24 protein-coding genes, 1 tRNA gene and 1 pseudogene are annotated in these 25,300 nt (G+C 43.2%); 1 reads left to right on the forward strand and 25 read right to left on the reverse strand.

Features of this window, described 5'->3' with window-relative positions; translation table 11 throughout:
- Positions 1–43 precede the first annotated feature (43 nt).
- The 6 genes from HMPREF2832_RS03840 to parE all read right to left on the reverse strand — a co-directional run bounded on the left by HMPREF2832_RS03840 (position 44) and on the right by parE (position 7,321).
- Positions 44–124: transfer RNA gene (locus HMPREF2832_RS03840), tRNA-Tyr, on the reverse strand.
- A gap of 52 nt (positions 125–176) precedes the next feature.
- Positions 177–407 carry a DUF2969 domain-containing protein gene (locus HMPREF2832_RS03845; protein ID WP_003003589.1) on the reverse strand — a complete coding sequence of 77 codons (231 nt, stop codon included), beginning with the start codon at positions 405–407 and terminating at the stop codon, positions 177–179.
- A gap of 235 nt (positions 408–642) precedes the next feature.
- On the reverse strand, positions 643–1,683 hold the full coding sequence (locus tag HMPREF2832_RS03850) for a branched-chain amino acid aminotransferase (RefSeq protein WP_261674223.1): 1,041 nt from the start codon (positions 1,681–1,683) through the stop codon (positions 643–645).
- Positions 1,684–1,839: 156 nt separating this feature from the next.
- Entirely contained in the window at positions 1,840–4,293 is a 2,454-nt protein-coding gene (parC, locus tag HMPREF2832_RS03860; RefSeq protein WP_070505608.1) for a DNA topoisomerase IV subunit A, read from the reverse strand.
- Between the two features lie 204 nt (positions 4,294–4,497).
- The gene (locus HMPREF2832_RS03865; protein ID WP_049497884.1) at positions 4,498–5,316 is read right to left on the reverse strand and encodes an aminoglycoside 6-adenylyltransferase; all 819 of its coding nucleotides are present in this window, start codon (positions 5,314–5,316) and stop codon (positions 4,498–4,500) included.
- A gap of 55 nt (positions 5,317–5,371) precedes the next feature.
- The gene (gene parE / locus HMPREF2832_RS03870; RefSeq protein WP_070505610.1) at positions 5,372–7,321 is read right to left on the reverse strand and encodes a DNA topoisomerase IV subunit B; all 1,950 of its coding nucleotides are present in this window, start codon (positions 7,319–7,321) and stop codon (positions 5,372–5,374) included.
- A gap of 187 nt (positions 7,322–7,508) precedes the next feature.
- On the opposite strand from parE, the gene plsY reads away from it, so the two are divergent.
- On the forward strand, positions 7,509–8,153 hold the full coding sequence (gene plsY, locus HMPREF2832_RS03875; RefSeq protein WP_049473029.1) for a glycerol-3-phosphate 1-O-acyltransferase PlsY: 645 nt from the start codon (positions 7,509–7,511) through the stop codon (positions 8,151–8,153).
- Between the two features lie 57 nt (positions 8,154–8,210).
- Here plsY and HMPREF2832_RS03880 read toward each other — a convergent pair whose 3' ends face one another.
- The 19 genes and pseudogenes from HMPREF2832_RS03880 to HMPREF2832_RS03970 form a co-directional block, all read right to left on the reverse strand.
- Positions 8,211–8,621 carry a hypothetical protein gene (locus tag HMPREF2832_RS03880; protein WP_049497886.1) on the reverse strand — a complete coding sequence of 137 codons (411 nt, stop codon included), beginning with the start codon at positions 8,619–8,621 and terminating at the stop codon, positions 8,211–8,213.
- 56 nt (positions 8,622–8,677) lie between these two features.
- Entirely contained in the window at positions 8,678–9,043 is a 366-nt protein-coding gene (locus HMPREF2832_RS03885) for a hypothetical protein (RefSeq protein ID WP_049497887.1), read from the reverse strand.
- A 378-nt stretch (positions 9,044–9,421) separates the two neighbouring features.
- Positions 9,422–10,207 (reverse strand): L-threonylcarbamoyladenylate synthase, encoded by a 786-nt coding sequence (locus tag HMPREF2832_RS03890; RefSeq protein ID WP_049497888.1) that lies wholly within the window; start codon positions 10,205–10,207, stop codon positions 9,422–9,424.
- Between the two features lie 95 nt (positions 10,208–10,302).
- Positions 10,303–10,896 carry a 3-isopropylmalate dehydratase small subunit gene (gene leuD, locus HMPREF2832_RS03895; protein WP_049497889.1) on the reverse strand — a complete coding sequence of 198 codons (594 nt, stop codon included), beginning with the start codon at positions 10,894–10,896 and terminating at the stop codon, positions 10,303–10,305.
- Between the two features lie 11 nt (positions 10,897–10,907).
- On the reverse strand, positions 10,908–12,290 hold the full coding sequence (gene leuC, locus HMPREF2832_RS03900; protein WP_070505612.1) for a 3-isopropylmalate dehydratase large subunit: 1,383 nt from the start codon (positions 12,288–12,290) through the stop codon (positions 10,908–10,910).
- A 24-nt stretch (positions 12,291–12,314) separates the two neighbouring features.
- Positions 12,315–12,593, reverse strand: a complete 279-nt coding sequence (locus HMPREF2832_RS03905) for a DUF1294 domain-containing protein (RefSeq protein WP_070505613.1) — start codon at positions 12,591–12,593, stop codon at positions 12,315–12,317.
- A 1-nt stretch (position 12,594) separates the two neighbouring features.
- Positions 12,595–13,632, reverse strand: coding sequence for a 3-isopropylmalate dehydrogenase (gene leuB, locus HMPREF2832_RS03910; RefSeq protein ID WP_049497892.1), 1,038 nt, complete (start codon positions 13,630–13,632; stop codon positions 12,595–12,597).
- 12 nt (positions 13,633–13,644) lie between these two features.
- Positions 13,645–15,207 carry a 2-isopropylmalate synthase gene (locus HMPREF2832_RS03915; protein ID WP_070505615.1) on the reverse strand — a complete coding sequence of 521 codons (1,563 nt, stop codon included), beginning with the start codon at positions 15,205–15,207 and terminating at the stop codon, positions 13,645–13,647.
- Between the two features lie 285 nt (positions 15,208–15,492).
- Positions 15,493–16,125: a YpmS family protein gene (locus HMPREF2832_RS03920; RefSeq protein ID WP_049497894.1), complete on the reverse strand. Its 633-nt coding sequence runs from the start codon at positions 16,123–16,125 to the stop codon at positions 15,493–15,495.
- Positions 16,094–16,935 (reverse strand): annotated as a pseudogene (locus HMPREF2832_RS03925) (SGNH/GDSL hydrolase family protein). The gene HMPREF2832_RS03920 and the pseudogene HMPREF2832_RS03925 overlap by 32 nt, the downstream one beginning before the upstream one ends.
- A 14-nt stretch (positions 16,936–16,949) precedes the next feature.
- Positions 16,950–18,218: a dihydroorotase gene (locus tag HMPREF2832_RS03930; protein ID WP_049497896.1), complete on the reverse strand. Its 1,269-nt coding sequence runs from the start codon at positions 18,216–18,218 to the stop codon at positions 16,950–16,952.
- 11 nt (positions 18,219–18,229) lie between these two features.
- Positions 18,230–18,694 carry an NUDIX hydrolase gene (locus HMPREF2832_RS10160; RefSeq protein WP_003003493.1) on the reverse strand — a complete coding sequence of 155 codons (465 nt, stop codon included), beginning with the start codon at positions 18,692–18,694 and terminating at the stop codon, positions 18,230–18,232.
- Positions 18,695–18,703: 9 nt separating this feature from the next.
- Positions 18,704–19,357 carry a uracil-DNA glycosylase gene (locus tag HMPREF2832_RS10165; RefSeq protein WP_021153111.1) on the reverse strand — a complete coding sequence of 218 codons (654 nt, stop codon included), beginning with the start codon at positions 19,355–19,357 and terminating at the stop codon, positions 18,704–18,706.
- Positions 19,358–19,487: 130 nt separating this feature from the next.
- Entirely contained in the window at positions 19,488–20,990 is a 1,503-nt protein-coding gene (locus tag HMPREF2832_RS03945; protein WP_070505617.1) for a glycosyltransferase family 39 protein, read from the reverse strand.
- A 148-nt stretch (positions 20,991–21,138) separates the two neighbouring features.
- A complete protein-coding gene (locus tag HMPREF2832_RS03950; RefSeq protein WP_070505619.1) occupies positions 21,139–21,630 on the reverse strand; it encodes a DUF3592 domain-containing protein in 492 nt (163 codons plus the stop codon).
- A gap of 56 nt (positions 21,631–21,686) precedes the next feature.
- On the reverse strand, positions 21,687–22,286 hold the full coding sequence (locus tag HMPREF2832_RS03955) for a hypothetical protein (RefSeq protein WP_049483137.1): 600 nt from the start codon (positions 22,284–22,286) through the stop codon (positions 21,687–21,689).
- Positions 22,287–22,428: 142 nt separating this feature from the next.
- Entirely contained in the window at positions 22,429–23,061 is a 633-nt protein-coding gene (gene pyrE, locus HMPREF2832_RS03960; protein ID WP_024055762.1) for an orotate phosphoribosyltransferase, read from the reverse strand.
- A gap of 428 nt (positions 23,062–23,489) precedes the next feature.
- The gene (gene pyrF, locus HMPREF2832_RS03965; protein WP_013903499.1) at positions 23,490–24,182 is read right to left on the reverse strand and encodes an orotidine-5'-phosphate decarboxylase; all 693 of its coding nucleotides are present in this window, start codon (positions 24,180–24,182) and stop codon (positions 23,490–23,492) included.
- Positions 24,183–24,361: 179 nt separating this feature from the next.
- Entirely contained in the window at positions 24,362–25,300 is a 939-nt protein-coding gene (locus HMPREF2832_RS03970; RefSeq protein WP_049483142.1) for a dihydroorotate dehydrogenase, read from the reverse strand.

Genomic DNA, 25,300 nt, shown 5'->3' on the forward strand with positions numbered 1-25,300 from the left:
AAAGTCCCTTGCCTTACCGCTTGGCTATACCCCATGAATAAAATGGAGAGAGAGGGATTCGAACCCCCGAACCCGAAGGAGCGGATTTACAGTCCGCCGCGTTTAGCCTCTTCGCTATCTCTCCATATAAATCAACAGGATCTATTATACCATTGATTTATTATGATTGCAAGCCCTTATTTATTCAAATTATAATTTTCTATTAAAATTTCAACGGCTTTTTCAAGTTTTTTGTAAAGAGAATCCACATTTCCATTTTTGATAATGGCAAATTGCCCAGCCATGTCTGCAATTTCACCAATCGTTTTCTTTCCAATGGACAAAGTGAAACCATCAAAAGTGTCTTTTCCGACGGTTACTTTACTATCAACGATTTGAATCTCAATTTTCTTATCTTTTTTACTCATTTCAACCCTCTTTTCACTTTTTCTATTTTACAAAAATTCTCTTGATGACGCAAGAGAAAAGGGAGTGGGTCAGAAAGAATTTAGTTAGAAATTCCTTCTTTATCCCACCCCCGCAAGAGTCATTCGTCACCCTTCTATTCCTAAAAACGAATGAAGAGAAACATTAGCTACTACGTCCTTCGTTAAGACTCGTTCTCATTGAAGCCTGGACACTTTTATCTCAGATGCTTTCGGTTTAATCGACTTTGAAAATCCATCCTTCTGGTGCTTCGACATCACCAAATTGGATGCCGGTCAACTCGTCATAAAGCTTCCGTGTGACAGGACCTACTTCTGTTTCAGAATAGAAGACATGGAAGTCATCACCGTGTTGAACGCCTCCGATCGGAGAGATGACAGCTGCGGTACCACATGCTCCTGCTTCTACAAAGCGATCCAAATCATTGATAAAGACATCCCCTTCAATTGGTGTCATACCAAGACGGTGTTCTGCCAAGTAAAGCAAAGAGTACTTGGTGATCGATGGCAAAATAGAAGGACTCAATGGCGTCACAAATTCGTTATTAGCAGTGATACCAAAGAAGTTTGCAGAACCAACTTCTTCAATCTTGGTGTGAGTCGCTGGATCGAGGTAAATCACGTCAGAGAAGTTACGATCATGCGCAATCTTACCTGGCAACATACTAGCTGCGTAGTTCCCACCAACTTTAGCAGCCCCTGTACCATGTGGTGCAGCACGGTCATACTCATCTTGAATCAAGAAGTTCGTTGGAACCAAACCACCTTTAAAGTAGTTACCGACAGGCATGGCAAAGATGGTAAAGATATACTCATCTGCTGGATGCACACCAATAATATCACCGACCCCAATCAAAAGTGGACGAAGGTAAAGGGTAGCTCCAGTACCATATGGTGGAACATACTCTTCATTAGCTTTCACCACTGCCTTACAAGCATCCACAAACATGTCAACAGGTACTTGAGGCATCAGCAAACGATCTGCTGTGCGTTGCAAACGTTTGGCGTTTTGATCTGGACGGAACAATTGGATACTTCCGTCTTTTGTACGGTAGGCTTTTAACCCTTCAAAGGCTTGCTGACCGTAATGCAAACTTGGAGAGGATTCGGACAAATGCAAGGTCGCATCTTCTGTCAATTCCCCTTTTTCCCAAGCTCCATTGCGATAATGTGCCAAATAGCGATAAGGTAATTTCATATATGAAAAGCCAAGGTTTTCCCAATCAAGTGATACTGTCATGATAGTGCTCCTTTTAATTTTTCTATTCCTTGTCGATCTGATGCAGGTCGATTCAGTTTCTCAATCTATGTACACTATTGTACACCATTTCATGAGAATTTCAAGCGAAATTTTCAATTTTCAGAAAATTTATTTTCAAAGAAAGTCAGTCCTAGAATGGACCGACGCTTTCTTTTATTTGATAGTAGCTGAAAAAACTTCTTGATCTGAAATGGTATCGTTGACAAAGGATCCATTGCTTGTTCTTTCAGAAATGCTTAATTGTGTCAAATCAACTTCTGTCACCTGACCTGTTGTGGAAGTGATCTGAAGAATTTGATCTTGTACTGCCACTTCTTCTTGGCTCGTAAAGAGATCAAAATCTCCCTGGTCAGTGAAGACTGGACCTGCCTTGAAGACGCGGTGTGGTTTATTTTTCAACTCACGCAAGACCTGTAGTCCCCGTTTAGCCCGACTGGTCACAGGAATATCGTCTTGTAACATCCGTTTGAGACTGCCTCGCTGGGTCAGAATGTACATGCTTGGAGTCGTCGACTTAAAGGCTGCAGCAACTTGATCTCCGTCTTTGAGGTTAATGGCTTTGACCCCTGCTGCTTTAGCTCCTACGACAGGGACCTCTTCAATATTGAAGCGCAACCCGTAACCATTTTTAGTAATGATCATGATGTCTTCAAGGACAACTGGCGCAACTGCTACGATACGGTCGTCTTGGTCTTTTAGCTTAGCATACTTAGTCGATTTAGAACGATAAGTCCGCCATGGGCTCAATTCCTTGCGTTCAAAGCGCTTGATTTGTCCTTGTTGAGTTGCCGCAAAGTAGGTCACGCCCTCAAACTGATCCACAATCTCCGCAAAGAGAATTTCTTCCTCTTGCTCGAAATTGGTCAAGGTCTGACTGAGGTGCTCGCCGATATCCTTCCACTTGGTATCTGTCAATTCATGAATTGGTCGATAAATGGCATTCCCCAAGTTGGTAAAGAGTAAGAGATGCTGAGTGGTCTTAGCAGGCTCTACAAAAATCAACTCGTCATCGTCTCGCTTACCGACTTCTTCCAGTGTCGACGCATTGAAAGAACGAGGCGAGGTCCGTTTGATATATCCAGCACGGGTTACGCTGACGAAGGTTTCCTCTTCAACAATGAGACTGGCTGTATCAATCTCGATCGTTTTAGCCGTGTCTTGCAATTCACTGCGACGAGGATTACCAAAAAGCTTCTTGACTTCACGCAACTCCTTCTTCATGAGATTGAACATGGTCCGTTCATCCCCAATGATGGCTGCCAAGGTCACGATTTGCTCCTTGAGACTGGCATGCTCTTCTTCCAAGGTCACGATATCCGTATTGGTCAAGCGGTACAATTGCAAGGTAACAATAGCTTCTGCTTGTTCTTCCGTGAAATCGTAGCTGACCTTGAGGTTTTCCTTGGCATCTGCCTTGTTATCAGAAGCGCGGATCAAGGCGATGACCTCATCGAGAATGGAAATGACGCGGATCAAGCCCTCTACGATGTGGAGCCGTCGTTCTGCCTTTTCCTTATCAAAGCGCGAGCGAGCGACAATGATATCCCGACGGTGTGCAATGTAGCTAGAGAGAATCGGTACAATCCCCACTTGACGAGGGGTATAATTGTCAATCGCCACCATATTGAAGTTGTAGTTGACCTGCAAGTCTGTGTACTTGAACAAGTAGTTCAAAATCAAATCTGCATTGGCATCTTTTTTGAGCTCAATGGCAATACGAAGACCATCTCGGTCAGACTCATCCCGAACCTCAGCGATACCTGCCACCTTGTTGTTGACACGAACATCATCGATCTTCTTGACCAAAACAGCCTTGTTGATCTCATAAGGGATCTCGGTAACCACAATTTGCTGCTTACCGCCCTTGAGCTGCTCGATCTCTGTTTTAGATCGGACAACTACTCGGCCCTTACCAGTTTCATAGGCTTTCTTAATCTCATCCCGGCCTTGGATAATGGCGCCAGTTGGGAAATCAGGTCCAGGTAAAAACTCCATGAGCTTGTCTACCTTGGCAGATGGATGGTCAATCATGTAGACCACGGCATCAATGACTTCAGCAAGATTATGTGGTGGAATATCTGTCGCATAACCAGCTGAAATCCCTGTTGCCCCATTGACTAAGAGATTTGGAAAGGCTGCCGGCAAAACAGTTGGCTCTTTTTCTGTATCGTCAAAGTTCCAGGCAAAAGGCACTGTATTCTTTTCGATATCTTGCAAAAGATAACCCGCAATTTCAGACAAGCGCGCCTCGGTATAACGCATAGCCGCTGGTGGATCACCGTCCATGGAACCATTGTTTCCGTGCATTTCAACAAGGATCTCGCGGTTCTTCCAGTCTTGAGACATGCGGACCATGGCATCATAGATAGAACTGTCCCCGTGAGGGTGGAAATTCCCCATGATATTTCCGACAGACTTGGCAGACTTGCGGTAGCCCTTGTCATGGGTATTGCCGTCCTTATTCATCGAATAAAGAATCCGCCGTTGAACAGGTTTCAAGCCATCCCGAATATCAGGAAGAGCCCGTTCTTGAATAATGTATTTGGAGTAGCGACCAAAGCGCTCCCCCATGATGTCCTCCAAGGACATGTTTTGGATATTACTCATATAGGGTACAAAGCCCGTAAAATACAAAGTGAAAATAGGAAATTCTTGCAGTGAGCCATGCTCACAAGAGAATTTATCTTTTTCACACAGTATTTAGGGCGTGTTCAACTCCTTTCAAAGAATGTTGAGTAGTCTTTTGTAGAAAAAGGCAATCGGTTACCACAAGCAACCAAAGGATCCTTTTTTTAGTTTAAAATAGATTCATTAACGATTAGAAAGTTTCTCTTTAGCATAAGCTATCATCTTCTCAGCCACTTCCTGATTATAGGCAAATCCCATCTTTTGAGCCAGAATTTGAGCTTCTCGATTGAATAGCCCCATGGTAGCAAATAAAGACTGAATGATTTTATCGAAACTAGATATATCAAGCAAAGCTGAGAACTCTTTCTCTTGCCCGGCTGGTAGATAGTGAAAGAGGTACTTGTAGTTCTTTCCGATGTCAACTACTCCCCTATCGCTTGTCACCTGCCAAGCTAAAACCTTGAGCAATTCTTGCTGACAAATGCCATAGAGGTGGTCGGTCGCATAGATCAGCTGATTTCTTCGAATGGCTTTGACAACATATGCCGAAACCCACCAAAATTCATTGTAGGTGGCTGCAAATTCCTCTTCAGTAGGCGGAGCGGTCCAATAGCGCTTGGAATTAGGCTGATAGGCTTCAAACAAGCCTTTGTCGTCTTTTATAACTTCAAAATTTGCTTCGCTATCCACCCACTCTTGGATATACTCCTTGGGACAGAGGGTCAAATCGATACGGTTGCCGTCTTCAAATAGCATGAGATACAGACGACGATGTCCCAGTCGGTTGTGCTGTTCGATGAGTCGATTTCCGTACTGATCCAACCAGGATAAATCTGAAATCAGGTCTTCTAGATCATCAACAATATAGACCACATCATAATCTTGAAACTCGTCTTTGGGTGCCTGAGGATTCGTTCGTGATCCGGATAAAGCAATTGCTTCTACTTCTATAGTATCAGCTATTTGCAAAATCAGATTCATCATTTCTGTTTCAGTTCTCATGTCGATTCCTTACCATTTCTACATCCCAGCTTATTTACGTTATAGTAGAACGTGATTAAAAAACTGTATTTTCTTCTAAGGTAAACTTAACGTTATCCTCAATCCATTGACGACGTGATGCAGCCTTATCTCCCATAAGGACAGAGACACGGCGTTCTGCACGCGCTAAATCATCAATGGTAACACGGATCAAGGTACGAGTTTCTGGATTCATGGTCGTTTCCCAAAGCTGATCTGCATTCATTTCCCCCAACCCTTTGTAACGTTGAAGGGTTGCTCCACGGCCAAAGGTCCGACGCAACTCTTCTAATTCGCTATCTGTCCAAGCATAGGCTACTTCTTCTTTCTTGCCTTTGCCTTTCGACATCTTATAAAGAGGAGGAAGTGCAATGTAGACATGCCCTGCTTCTACCAAAGGGCGCATATAGCGATAGAAGAAGGTTAAGAGGAGGGTTTGAATGTGGGCACCATCCGTATCCGCATCGGTCATGATGATGATCTTATCGTAGTTAGCATCTTCCACAGAGAAATCTGCCCCAACTCCAGCACCGATGGTGTAGATCATGGTGTTGATTTCCTCGTTTTTGAGGATATCACTCATATTGGCCTTCTCAGTATTGAGCACCTTCCCACGAAGGGGAAGAATCGCTTGGAACTTCCGATCCCGTCCTTGTTTGGCAGAACCGCCGGCTGAGTCTCCTTCGACTAGATAAAGTTCGTTTTTCTTAGGATTTTTAGACTGGGCTGGTGTCAATTTACCAGACAAAAGTCCCTTGTCCTTTTTGCTCTTCTTGCCATTTCGGCTTTCATCCCGCGCTTTACGAGCGGCTTCACGCGCATCCCGGGCTTTAATAGCCTTACGAATGAGATTGGAAGCCAATTCTCCATTTTCCATGAGGAAGAAGGTCAATTTATCAGAAACAATGCTATCGACGACTGGACGAGCCAAGGGACTTCCTAATTTGTCTTTGGTTTGTCCTTCAAACTGCAAATGGGCCTCTGGAACCAGGATCGAGAGAACAGCAGACAAACCTTCACGGTAGTCTGATCCTTCCAGATTCTTGTCTTTTTCTTTGAGGAGTCCTATCTTTCTTGCATAGTCGTTCATAGCCTTGGTAATGGCTGTCTTCAGACCTGTCTCGTGGGTTCCCCCATCTTTGGTGCGGACATTATTAACGAAGGACAAGATATTATCTGAGTAGCCATCATTGTATTGCATGGCCACTTCTACCTGAAAACCATCTGATTCGCCACTAAAGTAGAGAACAGGTGTCAAAGTTTCCTTGTCTTCGTTCAAGTACTCTACGAAATCTTGGACACCATTTTCATAATGAAAGGCCACATGGTTGTCTTCTTCCTTACGGAGATCGGTCAGCGTCAGCGTCACGTCCTTCAGCAAGAAGGCTGATTCTTTGATCCGCTCAGCAATGGTATTAAATTTGAAATCTGTCGTTGAAAAGATGGTTGGATCTGGCATGAAGGTGACCTTGGTCCCTGTCTTAGACTTGGGAGCAGAGCCGATCTTTTCAAGGGTTGTAACTGGTTTTCCCCCATCTTCAAAACGTTGCTTATAGACAGCTCCATCACGAGTAATTTCTACCTCTAGCCAGCTAGAAAGGGCATTGACGACAGAAGATCCCACTCCGTGAAGACCTCCGGATGTCTTATAGCCTCCTTGACCAAACTTCCCTCCAGCATGGAGGACGGTAAAGATGACCTCAACGGTTGGTTTGCCCATAGCATGCATCCCGGTCGGCATCCCACGTCCCTGGTCTTCTACCGATAGCGAACCATCTTTATTAATCGTTACATCGATTTGTGATCCAAAGCCAGACAAGGCTTCATCGACCGCATTATCCACGATCTCCCAGACCATGTGATGCAAGCCATTTCCATCGGTCGATCCGATATACATCCCTGGACGTTTACGGACTGCATCCAACCCTTCTAGTACCTGAATGGCATCGTCATTATAATTATTAATATTGATTTCCTTTTTTGCCACAAGGAACCTCCTATTTGTTCATCTTTTCTATATTACAGTTTTTTAGGAAATTTTGCAAAATTTTTTCTCTTTATATGGAGATTTCCATATCCTAGTAAAAAATGTTAGCTGGGCACTTTCTTCAGATGTCACACTTTAACTCCAAAAATTTCTTTTTCTATTGATGCCTTTTTGATATAATGAAAGTATGATAAAAGAAATAAGTGTTTTAATTTTAGCCTATCTGTTAGGCTCCATTCCTTCGGGATTATGGATTGGGAAAATCTTTTTCCATATTAATTTACGGGAACATGGCTCGGGCAATACTGGAACGACCAATACCTTTCGGATTTTAGGGAAGAAAGCTGGAATCATTGTCTTTGCGATTGATTTCTTGAAAGGAACTTTGGCCGTTCTCCTTCCGACTTTCTTTGGAATTCAGGGGATCTCGCCGATGGTCTTTGGTCTCTTAGCCGTTTTGGGACACACTTTCCCAATTTTTGCTGGATTCAAGGGTGGAAAAGCAGTGGCGACGAGTGCTGGTGTCTTACTTGGTTTCTCGCCTATCCTGCTTCTCATTTTAGCTGTTTATTTTGTAGCTAGCCTTTATTTAACCAGTATGATTTCGTTTTCGAGTGTTACCGTTGCGCTACTCGCCATTCTTTCGGTCCTCCTTCTTCCTTTGACTGGATGGATCTTGCACAGCTATGATCCGCTTTTTACAGTCATTGTCTTGGCCTTAGCTACCTTGATCATTCTTCGACACAAGGACAATATCCAACGGATCAAAGAGAAAAAAGAAAATCTCATCCCTTGGGGAAAAAACATCACCCATCAACAACCAAAAAACTAGAGCGCATGCTCTAGTCTTTTTGGTTGGATCCCCCTTATACTTTTGAACAGATCCTCATTATAAAGCATCGACTAAGTCCATCAGTATTTCCATAGGAGTTTTTTTCTTACGACCATTAACAGTTTCGATCATGTGATAAACTTTTAAACGATTGTCATTGCTAAAGACAAACTCAAAGCGGAATTCGCGTCCGTTGGGTGCCACTGTATCAAATTTCGTTTTATATTTATCATGAACTGGGCTAACTGGAAACTTATTGAAGAGCAAGCGTCGTTTCTCCCCTGCTTCTTTCAAACAGTTTTCTAGTTCTTGACAATAGTTATAAAACAGCTGATAGAGGTCTTCTTCTGAAATTCTTCTTCTCCGAACTAATGATGTAAAATCCGAAAAATTTCTGCGCGGGATTTCAATGCTAAATGAGAATCCCTCTTGGTTGATTCTTTCTAAAAATGCATCTCTTGAAATCATAGAACTACTCTTTCTTTTATCAATCTGTAGTGAACCCTTATTGTTTCTATACACAGTCAATCCATTATGTAATCAAGCAGGTCCATCAGGGTGAGTTTCTTGCGACCATTGACGGTCTCAAATAGATTATAAACTCTTAGTTCTTGGTTCTTTTTAAAAGCAAACTCAAAGCGAAATTCGCGACCATTGCATACAGCTACATAAAATCCGGTCTGATACTTTCTCTTATCCGCTACCGCTTGCATTTGCCGGTCTTCTACCTCTCTACAAAGTAAAAGAAAGATCTGATAGAGTTGCTCCTCAGAGAGCCTTTTTCTCCAAACTAATGACTTGAAGTTATTGTACGTCCACCATGGGATTTGGATGTTGAAGGAAAAACCTTCCTGATTGGCTTTATCGATAAACGCTTTTCTTGAGATCATACTAACTCCTCTTCTAATGGAACATTGTTTGCCTCCATTATATCATCTTTTATCCTTCCACAAAAAAAGCATCCCAAATGGAATGCTTTAAAATTTTGACAATCTGATTTTTACATAAGACAGGTTAAGGAATGCTGAAAAAAATTAAAATGATAAATATCATCAAGTTCATACAATATACACTGAAACTTTCCGCCGTGAGAAAAGTGCTAGAAACAAAATTGTTTCTAGCACACGGGAGTTTTGGAACCTTAGGTCCAAAACTAAGTCATGGAACTTCGTAGAAGTTCGCTGACGTCCGTACTCACCTAAGGAAAGTTTTTAAGATAACTTTGTCTTCAATCCGAGCATCCCAAATAGAATGCTTTTTTCTGTTTCTTAATAGTATTCCCCTTGGCGGTAGTTCCAAGAGTTGAAATGATCAGATAAGTGCATCATGATCTTATCGATATCCAATCCTTTACGGATCACAACTGGACAAGTATTGACAGAACGGCTACCAGCTCCTTGTTCTGGGATGAGTTTTCCTTCGGCATCAACCATAGAGACCATTACGCCTTGTTCATAGCGAGTTTCAATGGTCTTGTCTGGTTGGATAGAAGCTACATAATCATCGGCTTCAATGACCAAGTCCACAGCACCTTCGATGCGTTCACCGATTCCTTCGACCTTCCCGCGGTTTCCTTTACCGGAAGGGTTGGCTGAAGAAGCGTAAACCATCTTACCTTCTTTTTCCCACATTTCTTTGGCGATTTGCTCACCAGCTTTACCAAATTTGATGACAAAGCATGAAGTTCCCCGAACGTCTGTCATGAGTTCTTCACGTCCATCTCCGAAAGCTTGCAATTTTGCATAAGCATCTTCGCGCCAAGGAAGGATACAACCAAGCAAGATATCTTCATCCCAATGTTTTTGGTAGAAGGCTTCGATTTCAGGATTCAATTGAGCAAGAGCGCGGAGTTCATCCATGCTTCCACAAAGAACAACACCTGGTTTGTTGCGGTTGCGTTCTTTGGCTTCGAACTTCCGTACCAATCCAGCCTTGTCGCTGGTCATGATGATGTAGCCAACTTTTGTAGGGCAGACGATACAGCCACCCTCTCCTTTCAAAATATCAAATCCTTCTTGTGAAAGTTGTCCGTCCCATTGAATGTGTTTTGTCATAAGTCTCTTTCCTTTTCTATTCTTTTTAGTATTGTATCAAAAACTAGTCTCAATTTCAATATATTTTCAGAAAATTCGTAATTAAGTATACAATTTTATGATTGCCAGTAAGCTGGTCGATTCTTCTCATATGCTGCGATCAAGTCTTCGTACTGAAGCGTAATTCCGATATCATCCAGCCCATTGAGCAATTTGTGCTTCCAATCTTGATCGATCTCAAAGCAAAACTCTCCAACAGGTGAGATGATCTTCTGCTCTTCCAAATCCACTGTTACCTCATCTGTCGGCTTCAAACTTGCCAATTTCTGACGAACCTCTAGTGGTTGGACAATAGGCAGCATGCCATTATTGAGCTCATTATTGTAATGAATATCTCCGAAGGATCCAGCGATAACGACCTTAAAGCCATAATCTGCCAAAGCCCAAGCTGCGTGCTCCCGAGAGGAGCCAGCCCCAAAATTGTCACCAGTAATCAAAATAGTTGCCTGGCGGTATTCTGTCTTATTAAAGATAAAATCTGGATCCTCGGTATACTGATCATCCAAGTAGCGCCAAGCATACATGAGGTATTTACCAAAACCTTTTTTATCAATCAACTTCAAGAATTGCTTGGGGAGGATTTGGTCGGTATCGATATTATCGTTCATCAAGGGAACCGTTGTCCCTGTATAAATGGTAAACTTCTCCATGATTCCTCCTTTTACTCGACTTCTGGCAATTGGCGCACATCGACAAAGCGACCAGCAATTGCTGCTGCAGCGGCCATAGCAGGGCTACAGAGATGGGTCTTGGCCCCAAACCCTTGGCGATCTTCAAAGTTTCGATTGCTAGTAGAGGCACAGTGGACGCCATCTGGCACCTTGTCTGGGTTCATCCCGAGACACATCGAGCAACCTGGATCACGCCATTCAAAGCCTGCATCCATAAAGATTTGATCCAATCCCAACTTTTCAGCGGCTTGCTTGACTGGACGAGAGCCAGGTACGACAATGGCTGTTAAGTTGGGCGCGATTTTTTTACCTTTCACAAACTTGGCTGCCAGCTCTAAATCACTGAGACGCGCATTGGTACAGGAACCGATAAAGATATAGCCCAATTCAATGTCTGCTGGTTTTTGACCAGGTTCTAAATCCATATAATGATAAGCCCGTTCATCATTCATGTCCCGAATCTCTGGGAAGGGTGTTTCAAAGTCCACTCCCATAGAAGGATTGGTCCCCCAAGTCACCATCGGAGCTAGTTCAGATACATCCATACGGATGACCTTGTCATAAACGGCATCGTCATCACTGACCAGAGTCTTCCAGTCAGCTACTGCGGCCTCAAAATCACTTGGCACACATTCGCGTCCCCGAAGGTAGTCAAAGGTCGTCTCATCTGGATTCATGATCCCCATTTTGGATCCAAACTCAATCGACATATTGCAGATGGTCATCCGTTCTTCCATGGTCAAGCGATCAATTGCTTCTCCCCGATACTCTACGACATAACCAACTCCACACGCAACACCATAACGCGCTATCAAAGCTAAGATGTAATCTTTTGAATAGATCCCTTTTTGTGGGGTACCTGTGAATTCGACCAACATCTTCTTTGGTTTGACTTGCCAGATGGTTTGGGTGGCAAAGACATGTTCTACTTCACTGGTTCCAATCCCAAAGGCAATGGCACCGAAGGCTCCGTGGGTTGCGGTGTGACTGTCTCCACAGACAATAAATTTTCCTGGCTGGGTCCGACCAGTTTCTGGGCCTATCATATGCACGATTCCTTGCTTAGCAGAACCGTGACCTGCATGATCAATCCCAAATTCCACCACATTCTCAGCTAATTTATCAATCTGGGCTTTTGAAATGACATCTCGGATATCAAAAATATTGACCGTTGGAACATTATGATCAAAGGTTCCAAAGGTTAAATCGGGTCGTCGAACCTTGCGTCCTGTATCCCGTAATCCTTGAAAGGCTTGGGGACTCGTCACTTCGTGGATATAGTGTTGGTCTACATACATGAGTTGGGGTTGCCCTTCCACTCCTGTAATCACGTGGCGGTCCCAAAGTTTATCAAAGATAGATTTTCCACTCATCGTCTTTCTCCATTTATCTTCTTGTTAGGAAATCCATTGAAGGATTAGAAAGAGGACACCTGCTAAGAGAAGGCTACTCATCCACCAGGTGGCTTGGAAATACCATTTCCGTACCTTGTGGTGAAAGAGATGCCCACCTAGAAGAGCTCCAAATCCACCAAGTAGCCAGCTCTCGAGTAACAGGACCTTTTCAGGAATCCGCCATCTGTTTTGGATGGCTTTTCGCTTATCTAATCCATAGGTCAGAAAGACCATACCATTCCAAAGAGCAATGACCATTAAACAGCGATCTCTCCAAGTCATCTTAGAGATTCCTTATGATAGCTGCTGTCATCTCTGCAGTCGAAGCCTGACCACCTAGATCTCGGGTTAAAATCCCCTGATTCAAGGTTTGATTGACCGCTTCTTCAATCATTTCTGCACCTGCTGTTTCTCCAAAACTGTCTCGGAGCATCATGGAAACAGAGAGGATCATAGAAATCGGATTGGCAATACCCTGACCAGCAATATCTGGTGCTGAACCATGAATCGGTTCATACATACTTGGTCCTTTGTCAGAATGACTGGCAGACGGCATCACGCCTAGTGTTCCAGGAAGGACACTCGATTCGTCCGATAAGATATCTCCAAATAAATTCTCTGTTACGACGACATCAAAGCGTGCTGGATTGGTAATCATGATCATAGCCGCACTATCGACAAGCTGGTGCTCTAAGGTCACATCTGGAAATTCTTTGGCAACTTCTTCTGCTACTTGGCGCCATAATTTAGACGTTGCAAGGACATTTTGCTTATCGATACTGGTCACTTTCTTGCCACGTCCTTGCGCAATCTTGAAGGCTTGGCGCATAATCCGACGGATTTCTTCTGCGCTGTAATCATTGATATCGCGCGCTGTATCTTCTTTCAAAATATGCTCTCCAAAGTAAATCCCACCTGTCAATTCACGTACAACCACGAAGTCGACACCCTCGATACGCTCTGGTTTCAAAGGAGACAGGTGTTTCAAGGCATCAAAAATCCGTACAGGGCGAATATTTGCAAAAAGATTTAATTCCTTGCGAATAGCGAGCAACCCTTGTTCTGGACGAACAGGAGCATGGTCATACTCAGGACTCCCGATGGCTGCGAGAAGAATAGCATCCGCTCCTTTAGCTGCTTTTAGGGTATCTTGGGGAAGTGGGTGACCAGCAGCATCAATCCCAGCACCCCCAAAAGGTTTGTCTTCTAGGCTATAATCAAAGCCAATTTTTGGAGCAACGGCTGCGAGAACCTCTAGTCCAGCTGCCATGATCTCAGGGCCAATCCCATCTCCTGCAAGTGTTACAATTTTCTTTGTCATGTTCATTTCCTCTTAGGCTTGTGGAAGATCACGGTAGGAGACAGCTCGTCCCATCTCACCCGCATTCTCTTTTTGAACCAGCGTATTGGCATTGATATAAGCAATAGCAGATGCCTTCAATACGTCAAAATCCAAACCAGAGGCATTGAAGATCGTATCTGTATCGACATTTTCCACCGATACCAAGACACGGGCTTGGGCGTCGATCCCATCTGTCACTGCATCGATATTGTAAGAGGTCAAGCGAACGGTTTGGTTGAAGAATTTATCAATCGCATTAAAGATGGCTTCAACCGACCCTTGACCATTGGCAAGGAATTCAAGCACTTCCCCTTCTTCATTGCTGAGGCTAACTGCTGCTGTAATCGTTTCGTCTGCGTTGGTTGTCAAGCGGAGGTCATTAAATTGGAATCCTTCTGGATTTTCCACTGCAGTACCGGCAACAAGGGCGCGGATATCGGCATCTGTGATTTCGTGTTTCTTGTCTGCCAAAGATTTGAATTTAGCAAATAATTGCTTGATGTCTTCTTCTGTGAATTCAAGTCCCAACTCATGCAATTTTTCGACAAAGGCATGGCGACCGGACAATTTTCCAAGAGGGAGGCTATTGCTCTTGACACCCACCAACTCAGGCGTGATGATTTCATAGGTAAGCGGGTTTTTAAGGACCCCATCTTGGTGAATCCCAGACTCGTGTGAGAAGGCATTGCCACCAACAACCGCCTTGTTTTTAGGAATTGGAATCCCAGAGTAACGAGAAACCAACTCAGAAGTATTGATGGTTTCATTGAGCACAATCGGACTCTCCACCTGGTAATAGTCTTCGCGAATATTAAGAGCGACCGCTACTTCTTCAAGCGCTGCATTTCCAGCCCGTTCACCAATCCCATTGATGGTCCCTTCCACACGGCGGGCCCCATTTTTGACAGCAGCGAGGCTATTCGCTACTGCCATTCCTAGATCATCATGGCAATGAGGTGAATAGATAATCTTGCGGTCCGTCTTGACATGGTCGATCAAGTATTTGAAAATCGCGCCATACTCTGCTGGTGTTGTGAAACCGACTGTATCAGGAATATTGATGTAGCTAGCCCCCGCATCGACCGCAGTCTGAACGACTTGCAAGAGGAAATCCAATTCGGTTCGTGTCGCATCTTCTGGAGAGAATTCCACAATCTCAAATTTTGAGCGAGCGTAAGAAACGTGCTCTTTGATCGCTTCAAGAATTTCTTCCTTGGTCTTGTTGAGTTTAAACTCACGGTGAATCGGACTGGTTGCGATAAAGACGTGAACTTGCGGATACTTGGCATCCTTTAAGGCTTCATAACAAGCATCAATATCTGATTTGACAGAACGAGCTAGGCCAGTTACAGCTGTCTTGGTTAAGACCTTTGCAATTTCCTGTACAGCTGTGAAGGAATCCGGACTTGCTGCAGGAAAACCTGCTTCAATAGCAGAAATACCCCATTTTTCCAATTGTTTTGCAATGGCAATCTTTTCTTTGATAGAGAAATTAACTCCCGGAGTCTGTTCGCCATCCCGAAGGCTGGTATCTAAAAATTCAACTTTACGCATAGGGTCTCCTCATTTCTATGTAGTGGATATAAAGAAAAACATCTCACTCGGTCAACCAAGCGAGATGTTTTTGCCCGCTTGGTAAGCCAAACAGGACTAATGCTTCTGCACTAGCCCTTATACCTCAACAACAAAGCAAATTGAATAAACTTAGCTGTTTTCATGTTTGACTTTCTCCTTTGTTCAATGTCTTGTTTAGTATTTTAGCATAGGGAAAAAACAATGTCAAGAATTTTCTATAATATTCTGAATTTTTTGAATAGAAACAAACTATCCCCTTTTGCCCTACTTTTTCTGATACAAATCAAAAACGATCTTGTCATTATAGAGATCAATGGTATTGGCCTTGACATAGATTCCAAAGTCATTATCAATTTCAGGTAATACAATGGTGATGGTAGACTCTTTTGGCGAAATCTGGATAAAATCTGGGATATTTTTATTTTTGCTTAAAAGCCGCAAAACCATTTTTTGTGGAATTTGAAAAGTTCCGACTGAAAAATCCTTTACTGTTAAGAGAATATTCCCGTTTTCCAACTTGGATGGTTGAAAGTAAATATATAAGGGATAGTCCTTTCCTAAGAGACTCAACTGTCCCTCTAAGAGGATTTGCTGATTATCTGCATAGACCTTGTAGTCGGACAGCTTATATTTTTTCAGAAGCGATTTGATGGTATCATTGAGTTGATCACGAGTCGTTGTCATAGTTCCAACTTTGACATCTTTGGTGCCAACTGCTTGATGGAGCTGGCTAACATCTTCTCTTGGCGTTGCTAAGCGTCCTTGCACGACTAAAGCGAAGGCTAAGAGAAGGCTGACTAAGCCTAAAAACAACCATTTCCAAATATTAATTTTTTGAAGGAAGGGAATCTTCTCTTTGATGGGATTATTTTTGAGTCCAAGTTTTCTTCGTGGCATTGATTTTCTCCAATATTGCTTGTTTTATCTTTTCATAGCCCGTATTGTTGGGGTGAAAACTATCCTCCTCATACAGGGCATCATTGATAACGGTTGTCTTTCCGTCACTAATTTCTGACACGCCCATTTTGCCATCAATTCCTTTATATAGCAGATCATTGATAGGAACGAAATAGACCTGATCAAATTGCGCGATGGTTTCTTCTGTCGTCTCATTCCAACGATCTACAGCCGTCTGAATACTGGTTAATTCAGGAAAATTCAGGTAAAGAGGATTGTAGATCCCCACTACATAAATAGGAAGATGGGGATTGTCCTTTCTTGCTTTTGTGATAATTTCTTTGAGGTTTACTGTATAATTCTTGAGCGGTTTTTGGATATCTGATAGAGAAAAATCACTCAGATGATCGACAACGACTTTGCGTAGATCATTCCGCCAACCGTTAAGGTCATGACATGCGCCTTCTTGAGATCCTTCTGAAGGTCTGTTTGCTCCTTGAGTCGATCTAAAATCTGAGCACTTGTATTTCCAGCTACACCATAGTTGACAGGCTGGTACTGGCCGTCATTTTCATTGGACAGACTTTGGGCAAGAATAGGCACGAAGCCCCCTTGTTTGGTGCTATCTCCAACACCTTTGGTCAGTGAATCTCCTAGAGCTACATAAGTATAGGTGATTTCTTTCGCAGCCGTTTTGGGCTTGGTCATACGAGGAGACGCAGTTGGTAGCAAAGCACGAAATAGAAAGACAAAGGCAAGAAGGCTGGTTAAAAAGAAAACCAAGCCTTGCATCATTTTTTTAAGATTCATATGAATACGATCGCTTATCCTTGAAAAATCACTTGTCCATCACAGATAGTATAAGCAACTTTCCCTTTTAATGTTTCACCCACAAATGGTGAATTTCCAGCTTTTGAAGCGAAATGATCCGATACCAGACGATCTGCTTCCGGATCAAAGAGGGTCAAATCTGCTGGTCCATCCACAGCAATATATCCGGCATCAAAATCATAGAGACGTGCTGGATTATAGGACATCTTTTCAAGCAATTGCATGAGGCTCAAATGTCCTGCATGGACCAAGTAGGTCAAACCAAGAGAAAGCGAGGTTTCAAGACCGGTCATTCCAGATGGTGCCTTGGTAATATCAGGAACATTCTTCTCATCCGCATGGTGAGGCGCGTGGTCCGTCGCAATCACGGAGATGACGCCTGACTTCAAGCCTTCAATCACTGCTAGACGATCTGATTCCAAGCGAAGAGGTGGGTTCATCTTGGCATTGCTTCCTTTAGTCAAGAGCAGACTTTCTGTTTTCGAAAAGTGTTGAGGTGCCACTTCTGCCGTCACATGAGCTCCTAATCCTTGGGCAAATTCCACAACCTTGACACTTTCTTCCTTAGAAAGGTGTTGGATATGGAGGTGAGCACCTGTCGCATGGGCAATCATGGCATCCCGCGCTGCCATTGAGTATTCAGCTACACCCGTCGCCCCACAAACATGAAAATGTTCCTTGGCAATGTTTTCATTCAACCCAAGGATGCCATTCAACTCAGGGTCTTCTTCATGCAGACTAATAAAGGTTCCTAGACGCTTAGCTTCTTCCAAGGCTTGGCGGACAACCTTGGTGCTTTGAAGGGGAATCCCATCATCTGAAAAACCAGCCGCACCAGCCTTAAGCAGGCCTTCAAAATCTGTCAGGTGTTGACCGTCAAAATTCTTGGTCACCGTCGCAACTGTATGAATGTGGAGATTTTCCTTGGCTGCAGAAGCTAAGACCTCCTCTAAGGTAGCAATATCTGAAATGGTCGGATTGGTATTGGCCATCATAACCACTCGGGTAAACCCACCCGCAGCTGCTGCTAAAGCACCCGTATGGATATCTTCTTTATGGGTTTGGCCAGGTTCACGAAAATGCACGTGCACATCGATCAAACCAGGAGCTACCACTAGACCTGAGGCATCAAGGACCTCTTGTCCATCCGTTCGGAGGTTCTCAGCGATCTCTACAATTTTCTTTCCTTCAATGCGAAGATCACAGACTTGATCCAAGCCAGTCTTGGGATCCATTACGCGACCATTTTTAATGACAACCATTGCATTCTCCTTTATTCATAAAAATCAACATGCGACTCTAACAAGCGGTCGCCGTCATAGCGAAACATTGCTGAAAAGAAGGGTTTATCCTCCAACAACCACTCAACAAAGGTGTGGTCCCCTTCCCAGGTTGGTTTTGAGAGGACTTGATCATAAGGTACCCACTCCAAGGTCCCTTCGTTACACTCGATCAGTTCTCCCTCAAAATCTGTTACCTTGAAGACATAGGTGTACCAGTCCAAATCTGGAGTAAACTCCGGAAAGGTAATAATCCCTTTCAAAACTGGCTTGGCTCTAAGGCCGGTCTCCTCAAAAATTTCACGCGCCGCACACTCCTGTGGGGTTTCCCCGCGTTCTAATTTTCCACCAACTCCGATCCATTTACCTTCATGGACATCATTGGGCTTTTTATTGCGATGCAACATGAGAAATTCTTTCCCATTGTCAATGTAACAAATCGTTGCTAATTGTGGCATTTCTTTCTCCTATCTTAACCAATCAATCGGCTCGCGTCCCGCCTCTTTCAAAAATTGATTGGTTTTTGAAAAGGGTTGGGAACCAAAGAATCCTCGGTAGGCCGATAAGGGACTTGGGTGAGCTGATTCAAGGACCAAATGTCGATCTTGTGTAATCAGCGGCTTTTTCTTACGGGCATAAGATCCCCAGAGGATAAAGACAACAGGCTCCTCCAACTCATTAACCACCTTGATCACAGCATCTGTGAAAGGCTCCCAAATTTGTCCTGCATGGCCATTGGCCTGACCAGCTGGCACTGTCAAGCAGGCATTGAGCAAGAGCACTCCTTGCTCTGCCCAAGAGGTCAGATCATGGGAACGCTTCTCTCCAATATCTGAGCGCAATTCTTTGAGAATATTTTGCAAAGAAGGTGGCGCTGGTACATGATCCGGAACAGAAAAACTTAAGCCCTGCGCTTGATCCGGTCCATGGTAGGGATCTTGGCCTAAGATCAAAACCTTGACTTGATCCATCTCTGTCGTCTGCAAGGCCTTAAAGACCTTGTCACGCGGTGGATAAACCACTCCTTTGCTATAGACTTCATTCATAAAGTCATTGATCTGGTGAAAATACCCTTCTGGAAGATGGGACTTGATGGCTTCATGCCAGGGTGAATGCTGCATGGAAACTCTCCGCTATCCAATAAATTCTTACCTTCCATTATACCACATTTGGCGCAGATCCACTGGATAAAAAAGAGGCTGGACAATTTTGTCCAACCTCTTTTTCTGCCTGTCAAACAAGCTAGAGCTTTTATGTATTTTCTTTCTTGGTAAATCCTGCTAGACCGATCGAAGCGACTAGTAAAATTTGCGGTAAGAATTGGATGAGGTAGCGGGTCTTCCCTCCTTCAAAGATGGTTAAGAAGAGCAAGCCACCAAAAACCGCTAAGGAAAGGAAGTTAAAGTCATCTGTATCTCGACGTTTGAGATAAGCTCCAACCAAACCAGCTGATAGGACGATCCAGATCAGCTGCTTGACAAATTCATAATACCTGTACTGCGGGCGATCAATGCTGAGAAAATAGGTCCGCACCCATTTTGCCAGACCATTATTTTTAGTCAGGGGTGCATAGAGAGGATTGATAAAAGGCGTCTTCTCATACTCTACATCGCGGTAAAGCCAACCGAGGGTCCCTTCTGCTACCGTCAAGGATTGCTTGTAGTAGATATGCCCGATCAAACCGAACGGTCCGTACTCCTTGAGACGGCGCTTGATTTCTTTGATCACATTTTCTTTTTTAAAGAGGCCATTGTTGTAATCCGAGCGCTTATCCTCATCGATATAGGCCAACAAGCCTTCTTTCATATCTTCTTGGTTATGCCCCATATCCGTCAAGCCCAGATTGATAAATAAGAGCGGTCCTTTAGCCAGCCCTTCTTGTTTCAAGATCGGCACAACTCTTTGATGATTGACCGCTGTATTCAATCCTGCAAAGACAAAGCCCGTCATCATCACGGTCACCGTAGCAATCTTTCCAAAGGCCTTCCAATTTCCTCTAAAGAAAAGCACAGCCCAAAAGGCAATCATGACAATAATCGTCGTTGGACGGATCAACATGGTCACGCCAGATAAGATTCCCAAACCAACAATCTTCTTCCAGGAGACTGCTTGATCTTCCTTTAAGAGATCCAAGGCCCACCATAACTGAAGAGCGATCAAAGGAAGCGGCGGAATGTCCGTGTACATGGAATAGAAATACGGCGAGTAACAGATCAAGCTCACATAGAAGAGATAGACCAGATCAGCCGTTTTTTGATTAAAATGCTTCTGGGACAGCTTGTACAAGAGGACTGCACCTAGATTGACATAGAGGATATTGAGAGCCTGCATGACCCACAGACCGCTAGAGCCAAATAAGACATAGAAAAACTTCTCGTAAAGAAAGAGCGGAATGTTATTGGGATTGCGACTGAGGTAGTTGGTGATAGAGGATTGCTTAAGAAGATCAAAAGCCCCTTTGAAAACAACCGCAGCATCCCGACGGATAAAGAGCTCCGCACAGACCATGACAATCACCTGAAAGACAACCGCTCCAAGCAAGAAGCCTTTTTTGTGCCGGGTCAACCAAGCAAAGGCACTCTTTAGCCCATCGCGTTTCAACCAGGCTAGCAGAAATAGCAATCCAGCACCTAAAATGGCTAGCCATGAAATCTCTCTCAGATAGATCACACTGATCAAGAACCAGTGGACCATCACTAGCAACATGACAACATGAAGCATCCAAAATAGAATACGTTTACTTTTCGATAACATAGGTCCATTATATCAAAAAAACAGCATTTCTGCTGTTTTGGACTGACTATCAACTGTAAAGTGCAAAGAAAAGTTGTTCTGAAATGTAATTTATAAACATACTCATTTTATCGAAGCAATTTTTAACTCTTAACCTTAACTAACAGACCTAAAATACTAGGATTAAAATGCATACTAACCCAAGATAAATTCCAACCGTTAGAGTCATTCCGATTTTATAGAAACCGACTAAGCCGGCATACCGTTCGACAAAACCAATCTGTGGGTCGACTGGATTATAAAAGACTGTCATAGGAAACCCAATTGGGAATATCATCCGCAAATCCAGATTTTTACCTGCCCCAAGAACATAGGTTCTATCGAAAACATTGGTTTGTCTTGACTTAGAAGAAGTCTCTCTGAAATAAGCGTAGGTAAAGGTCTTTTGGTATCTTTCACCCTCGACTTGATACTCCACCACAGGCAGAGAAATAAGCAGTTGATTTTTGGAATCAAAAGCAACTACTTCTCCCAGAACTTTTGCGGTTGATTCTGTTTTCACTTTTATTTCACGGCGATACAAGGTGTAAAAGATAAGCAGCATGATCAAGAAAACAAGGGTCAAGATTCCCAAACTAAGCCAGAATGTTGTTACTGTCATTTGTTTTTTACCCTTTCACATAAACTAGTTGAATTCAAACCACTTGAAAAGTCATCTTACTCTCCTCTTTTCAACCAATTCTGTTGCTGTGCTTTTTCTGCAAGATCTTTTGCTTTATTAAGATCCAGTGAATTTGAATCTGATGGGGCATTGGATTCGATTTCTTCTTTCAATTCTTGCAAGGTTTGAACGTCTTTCGGAGTTAAATTAGAGACTGTGCTAGATCTTTTTTCTATTGAATTTTCTGGCACAGACTGGATCTCGCGATAGGTTTTGATCACTTCAGTTCCTGCGTCTGTTGTCGGAAGAGGACGATAGAACATGAAGAAACCAATAATTACAATGATGAAAGATAGAATCGATATCCCATTTCGTTTTTGAATTTCTTCCTGAGGAATTTCTACTCCTTTTGTTGATAAATTCTTCCATTCTGGATGTTCCTTCTCAGCTGCTTTTTTCTCATAAAAGACAGGTGCAATCAATGACTGATTGATGAAGGTGAGAGTTCCAAGACAGGTTATAAAAAAGGGCACTTCACGAGAGTGGCTAAGCAATATCTGAATATAAAATACACTAGCAATTATACCTAGGACGATAATAATTGTAAATCTAATTTTAAATTCCTTCTTCATTTGCAAATAATCTTCTTTTGTCATCTTATTCTCCCTTAAAAATAGTTTTTTCTTCATCCATAAAAACAATTACTACTATCATACCGGATTTTACTTTGAGATTCAAGTTAACCACCAACTAGTGAAAAGAGTATAAAAAAGAAGCGTTAGAAACGCTTCCGTGTTATTATTTATTTTGCCAAGTTTCTTGGTTTTCCTTGAAACGGTGCAACAACTCTAATCCTTCAGAAGTGATGTAACCTTGTTCTTCTGCCAAATGAATCAATTCTGTATAGTTAGACAAGGTTTCAAGTTGAACGCCAGCTTCCTCAAATTTCTTATCAGCTTTCTCCAATTGGTAGGTGAAGATAGCTACGACACCAAGGACATCTGCTCCTTCACGCTTGGCAGCTGCGACAGCATCCAAGACAGATCCACCAGTAGAAATCAAATCTTCCACTACGACCATCTTTTGACCTTGTGGTACACGGCCTTCGATTTGGTTTCCAGCACCGTGGTCTTTTGGTTTGCTACGAATGTAGGCAAATGGCAAATTCATCTTGTCCGCAATAATGGCTCCGTGAGGAATCCCTGCAGTTGCTGTACCTGCAATCACTTCCACTTCAGGGAAAGCTTCCTTGATTTTATCTACAAATCCATTTTCGATCAAGGTACGAGTTTCTGGATAAGCGAGGGTTACACGGTTATCTGTATAAATAGGGGACTTGATCCCAGATGCCCAAGTAAAAGGTTCTTCTGGTTTCAAATAAACCGCTTCAATTTTCAAAAGATGGCTAGCAATATCTTTAGCTAATGACATGACGACTCCTTTTTTACGATTTTAATCATATACGAATTAAATCATTTTTAGATTTAAACAACAACATTAAAGGTTAGTTAACGCGTTAGGGAAGATCCCATCCGACTTCCCGTAGAGCTACTTTAGTAGCGATTAGTCTTCCAACGATTTAGAGGATAAAACGATTATTTTTATCCTCTAAATCTAGTGAATAGTTTAGGGAAGGCCCTATCGGGCTCCGATTATTCCGACGATCACAGAAGAGAAACGATCATTTTCTCTTCTGTAATCTAGTGAATGCGTTAGGGAAGGTCCCATAGGACTTTTTAAATTCCGACACTTAGTTGAAAGAAACGATCATTTTTTTTCAACTAAGTTAGTGAATAGTTTAGGAAAGATCCCATCGGACTTTCCGTAGAACGTCTTGAAGCATAGCTTCTTAGACGTTCTTAACTATTCCACTGTCTCTTAATTTCATGGTAAGCGTCCCATGGGTTTTCTGCTTGGATGATTGGGCGTCCAACGACAATATAGTCAGATCCAATTTTATGAGCTTCTTGTGGGGTCATGACCCGTTTTTGGTCGCCGATTTCAGCTCCAGCAGGACGAATCCCTGGTGTGACACAGACAAAGTCTGATGAAGTGGCATCCTTGATCAAGGCTACTTCATGGGCTGAACAGACAACGCCATCCAAGCCTGCTTCTTGGGCCTTGCGAGCATAATTAACTACAGACTCTTGGACCGTTGTTTGGATGTTTTGGCAATCACGCATGTCTTCTTCACTGGTAGAAGTCAACTGGGTCACGGCTACCAATTTAGCTCCTTCACCAAGAGCTGCCTTGGCTTCGCGCATCATCTCTACACCACCAGCTGCGTGAACTGTCACCATATCTACTCCGAAGGTCCCCAGTACGGACATGGCTGATTTGACTGTATTTGGGATATCATGCAATTTTAAATCAAGGAAAATGCTGTGTCCAAGCCCTTTGAGGTAATGTACAATTTCAGGACCAACTGCATAGAAAAATTCCATTCCGATTTTTACAAATAATTTTTCGTCTTCTGGAAAATGCTCTAAAAAGTTTTTGACATCCTCGAAAGCTGGGAAGTCAAGGGCGATAATAGGACGTTCTTCACGCATGGATTACTCCTTTTTTGATTGATCATTTTGTCTACAAAAAAACCTTGCACGAGGCAAGGTTACACGAAAATTAGGTAGGAACAACTACCATGATTCACCGTCTAGACCTTAGGAGCCTCTCTGGACTGCTTTAAAGGTTTTTATTTATTGTAGTACGATATTTGGGAAAAGTCAAGGATTTACAGTAGATTTTCCCGTACATGTTTTCGGAAGTTCTCAAGGGTGTCAATACCATAGCGATCCATGACCTGTGGCAGATCTTCGATGATGGTTGGACAAGCATAAGGATCGGTGAAATTAGCGGTTCCAACTCCAATCGCAGAGGCTCCTGCAATCATCATTTCAATGGCTGCTTCTGCTGAATCCACACCTCCCATTCCGATAATCGGAAGTTTAGTGGATTGGGCAACCTGGCGGATGAGTTTCAAAGCAACTGGGAAAACAGCTGGACCCGACATGCCTCCGGTTCCATTAGCAATGATAGGCTTACCAGTCTTGAGGTCAAAGCGCATCCCAACCAAGGTATTGATCATGGTTAAGCCGGTCGCCCCTGCATCTTCTACTGCTTTTGCGACCTGCGTGATGTCTGCTACACTTGGTGTTAATTTGACATAGACAGGGACGGAGGATGCTTCTACCGCTGCTTTCACAGCCGCATAGGCCAATTCAGGAACTTGCCCGATTAAAAGACCGTTGTTCCCATGGTCTACGTTTGGACAAGAGATATTGAGCTCAATTGCTTTGACATTTGGCGCTTTCGAGATCTTGCCTGATACCGTTGCATACTCTTCATTGGAGAAGCCAGCTACATTGGCAATAATCGGTAGATCTGGATAATGTTGAGCCAACCAAGGGAGTTTCTCTGCTAGGACCACGTCTACGCCTGGATTTTGGAGACCAATAGCATTGAGCATGCCGGCAGGCGTCTCAGCAACTCGTGGAGTCGGATTTCCGAAGCGAGCCTCAGCAGTTGTCGCCTTGATCATGATGGATCCAAGCAGGTCTAAGTCATAGTATTTGGCATATTCTTGACCAAAGCCAAAACAGCCAGATGCCGGAATAATCGGGTTTTTCAAGTCTAAACCAGGTAAGGATACGGCTAGTCGATTTGCTGTCAT

It is taken from the genome of Streptococcus sp. HMSC073D05 (assembly GCF_001812015.1).
Classification (GTDB): Bacteria; Bacillota; Bacilli; order Lactobacillales; family Streptococcaceae; genus Streptococcus; species Streptococcus parasanguinis_D.

Coding starts and splice junctions, on each gene's coding strand:
- HMPREF2832_RS03845 (WP_003003589.1), bottom strand. CDS start 407: ATGAGTAAAAAAGATAAGAAAATTGAGATTCAAATCGTTGATAGTAAA.
- parC (WP_070505608.1), bottom strand. CDS start 4,293: ATGAGTAATATCCAAAACATGTCCTTGGAGGACATCATGGGGGAGCGC.
- HMPREF2832_RS03865 (WP_049497884.1), bottom strand. CDS start 5,316: ATGAGAACTGAAACAGAAATGATGAATCTGATTTTGCAAATAGCTGAT.
- plsY (WP_049473029.1), top strand. CDS start 7,509: ATGATAAAAGAAATAAGTGTTTTAATTTTAGCCTATCTGTTAGGCTCC.
- HMPREF2832_RS03880 (WP_049497886.1), bottom strand. CDS start 8,621: ATGATTTCAAGAGATGCATTTTTAGAAAGAATCAACCAAGAGGGATTC.
- HMPREF2832_RS03885 (WP_049497887.1), bottom strand. CDS start 9,043: ATGATCTCAAGAAAAGCGTTTATCGATAAAGCCAATCAGGAAGGTTTT.
- HMPREF2832_RS03890 (WP_049497888.1), bottom strand. CDS start 10,207: ATGACAAAACACATTCAATGGGACGGACAACTTTCACAAGAAGGATTT.
- leuD (WP_049497889.1), bottom strand. CDS start 10,896: ATGGAGAAGTTTACCATTTATACAGGGACAACGGTTCCCTTGATGAAC.
- leuC (WP_070505612.1), bottom strand. CDS start 12,290: ATGAGTGGAAAATCTATCTTTGATAAACTTTGGGACCGCCACGTGATT.
- HMPREF2832_RS03905 (WP_070505613.1), bottom strand. CDS start 12,593: ATGACTTGGAGAGATCGCTGTTTAATGGTCATTGCTCTTTGGAATGGT.
- leuB (WP_049497892.1), bottom strand. CDS start 13,632: ATGACAAAGAAAATTGTAACACTTGCAGGAGATGGGATTGGCCCTGAG.
- HMPREF2832_RS03915 (WP_070505615.1), bottom strand. CDS start 15,207: ATGCGTAAAGTTGAATTTTTAGATACCAGCCTTCGGGATGGCGAACAG.
- HMPREF2832_RS03920 (WP_049497894.1), bottom strand. CDS start 16,125: ATGCCACGAAGAAAACTTGGACTCAAAAATAATCCCATCAAAGAGAAG.
- HMPREF2832_RS03930 (WP_049497896.1), bottom strand. CDS start 18,218: ATGGTTGTCATTAAAAATGGTCGCGTAATGGATCCCAAGACTGGCTTG.
- HMPREF2832_RS10160 (WP_003003493.1), bottom strand. CDS start 18,694: ATGCCACAATTAGCAACGATTTGTTACATTGACAATGGGAAAGAATTT.
- HMPREF2832_RS10165 (WP_021153111.1), bottom strand. CDS start 19,357: ATGCAGCATTCACCCTGGCATGAAGCCATCAAGTCCCATCTTCCAGAA.
- HMPREF2832_RS03945 (WP_070505617.1), bottom strand. CDS start 20,990: ATGTTATCGAAAAGTAAACGTATTCTATTTTGGATGCTTCATGTTGTC.
- HMPREF2832_RS03950 (WP_070505619.1), bottom strand. CDS start 21,630: ATGACAGTAACAACATTCTGGCTTAGTTTGGGAATCTTGACCCTTGTT.
- HMPREF2832_RS03955 (WP_049483137.1), bottom strand. CDS start 22,286: ATGACAAAAGAAGATTATTTGCAAATGAAGAAGGAATTTAAAATTAGA.
- pyrE (WP_024055762.1), bottom strand. CDS start 23,061: ATGTCATTAGCTAAAGATATTGCTAGCCATCTTTTGAAAATTGAAGCG.
- pyrF (WP_013903499.1), bottom strand. CDS start 24,182: ATGCGTGAAGAACGTCCTATTATCGCCCTTGACTTCCCAGCTTTCGAG.
- HMPREF2832_RS03970 (WP_049483142.1), bottom strand. CDS start 25,300: ATGACAGCAAATCGACTAGCCGTATCCTTACCTGGTTTAGACTTGAAA.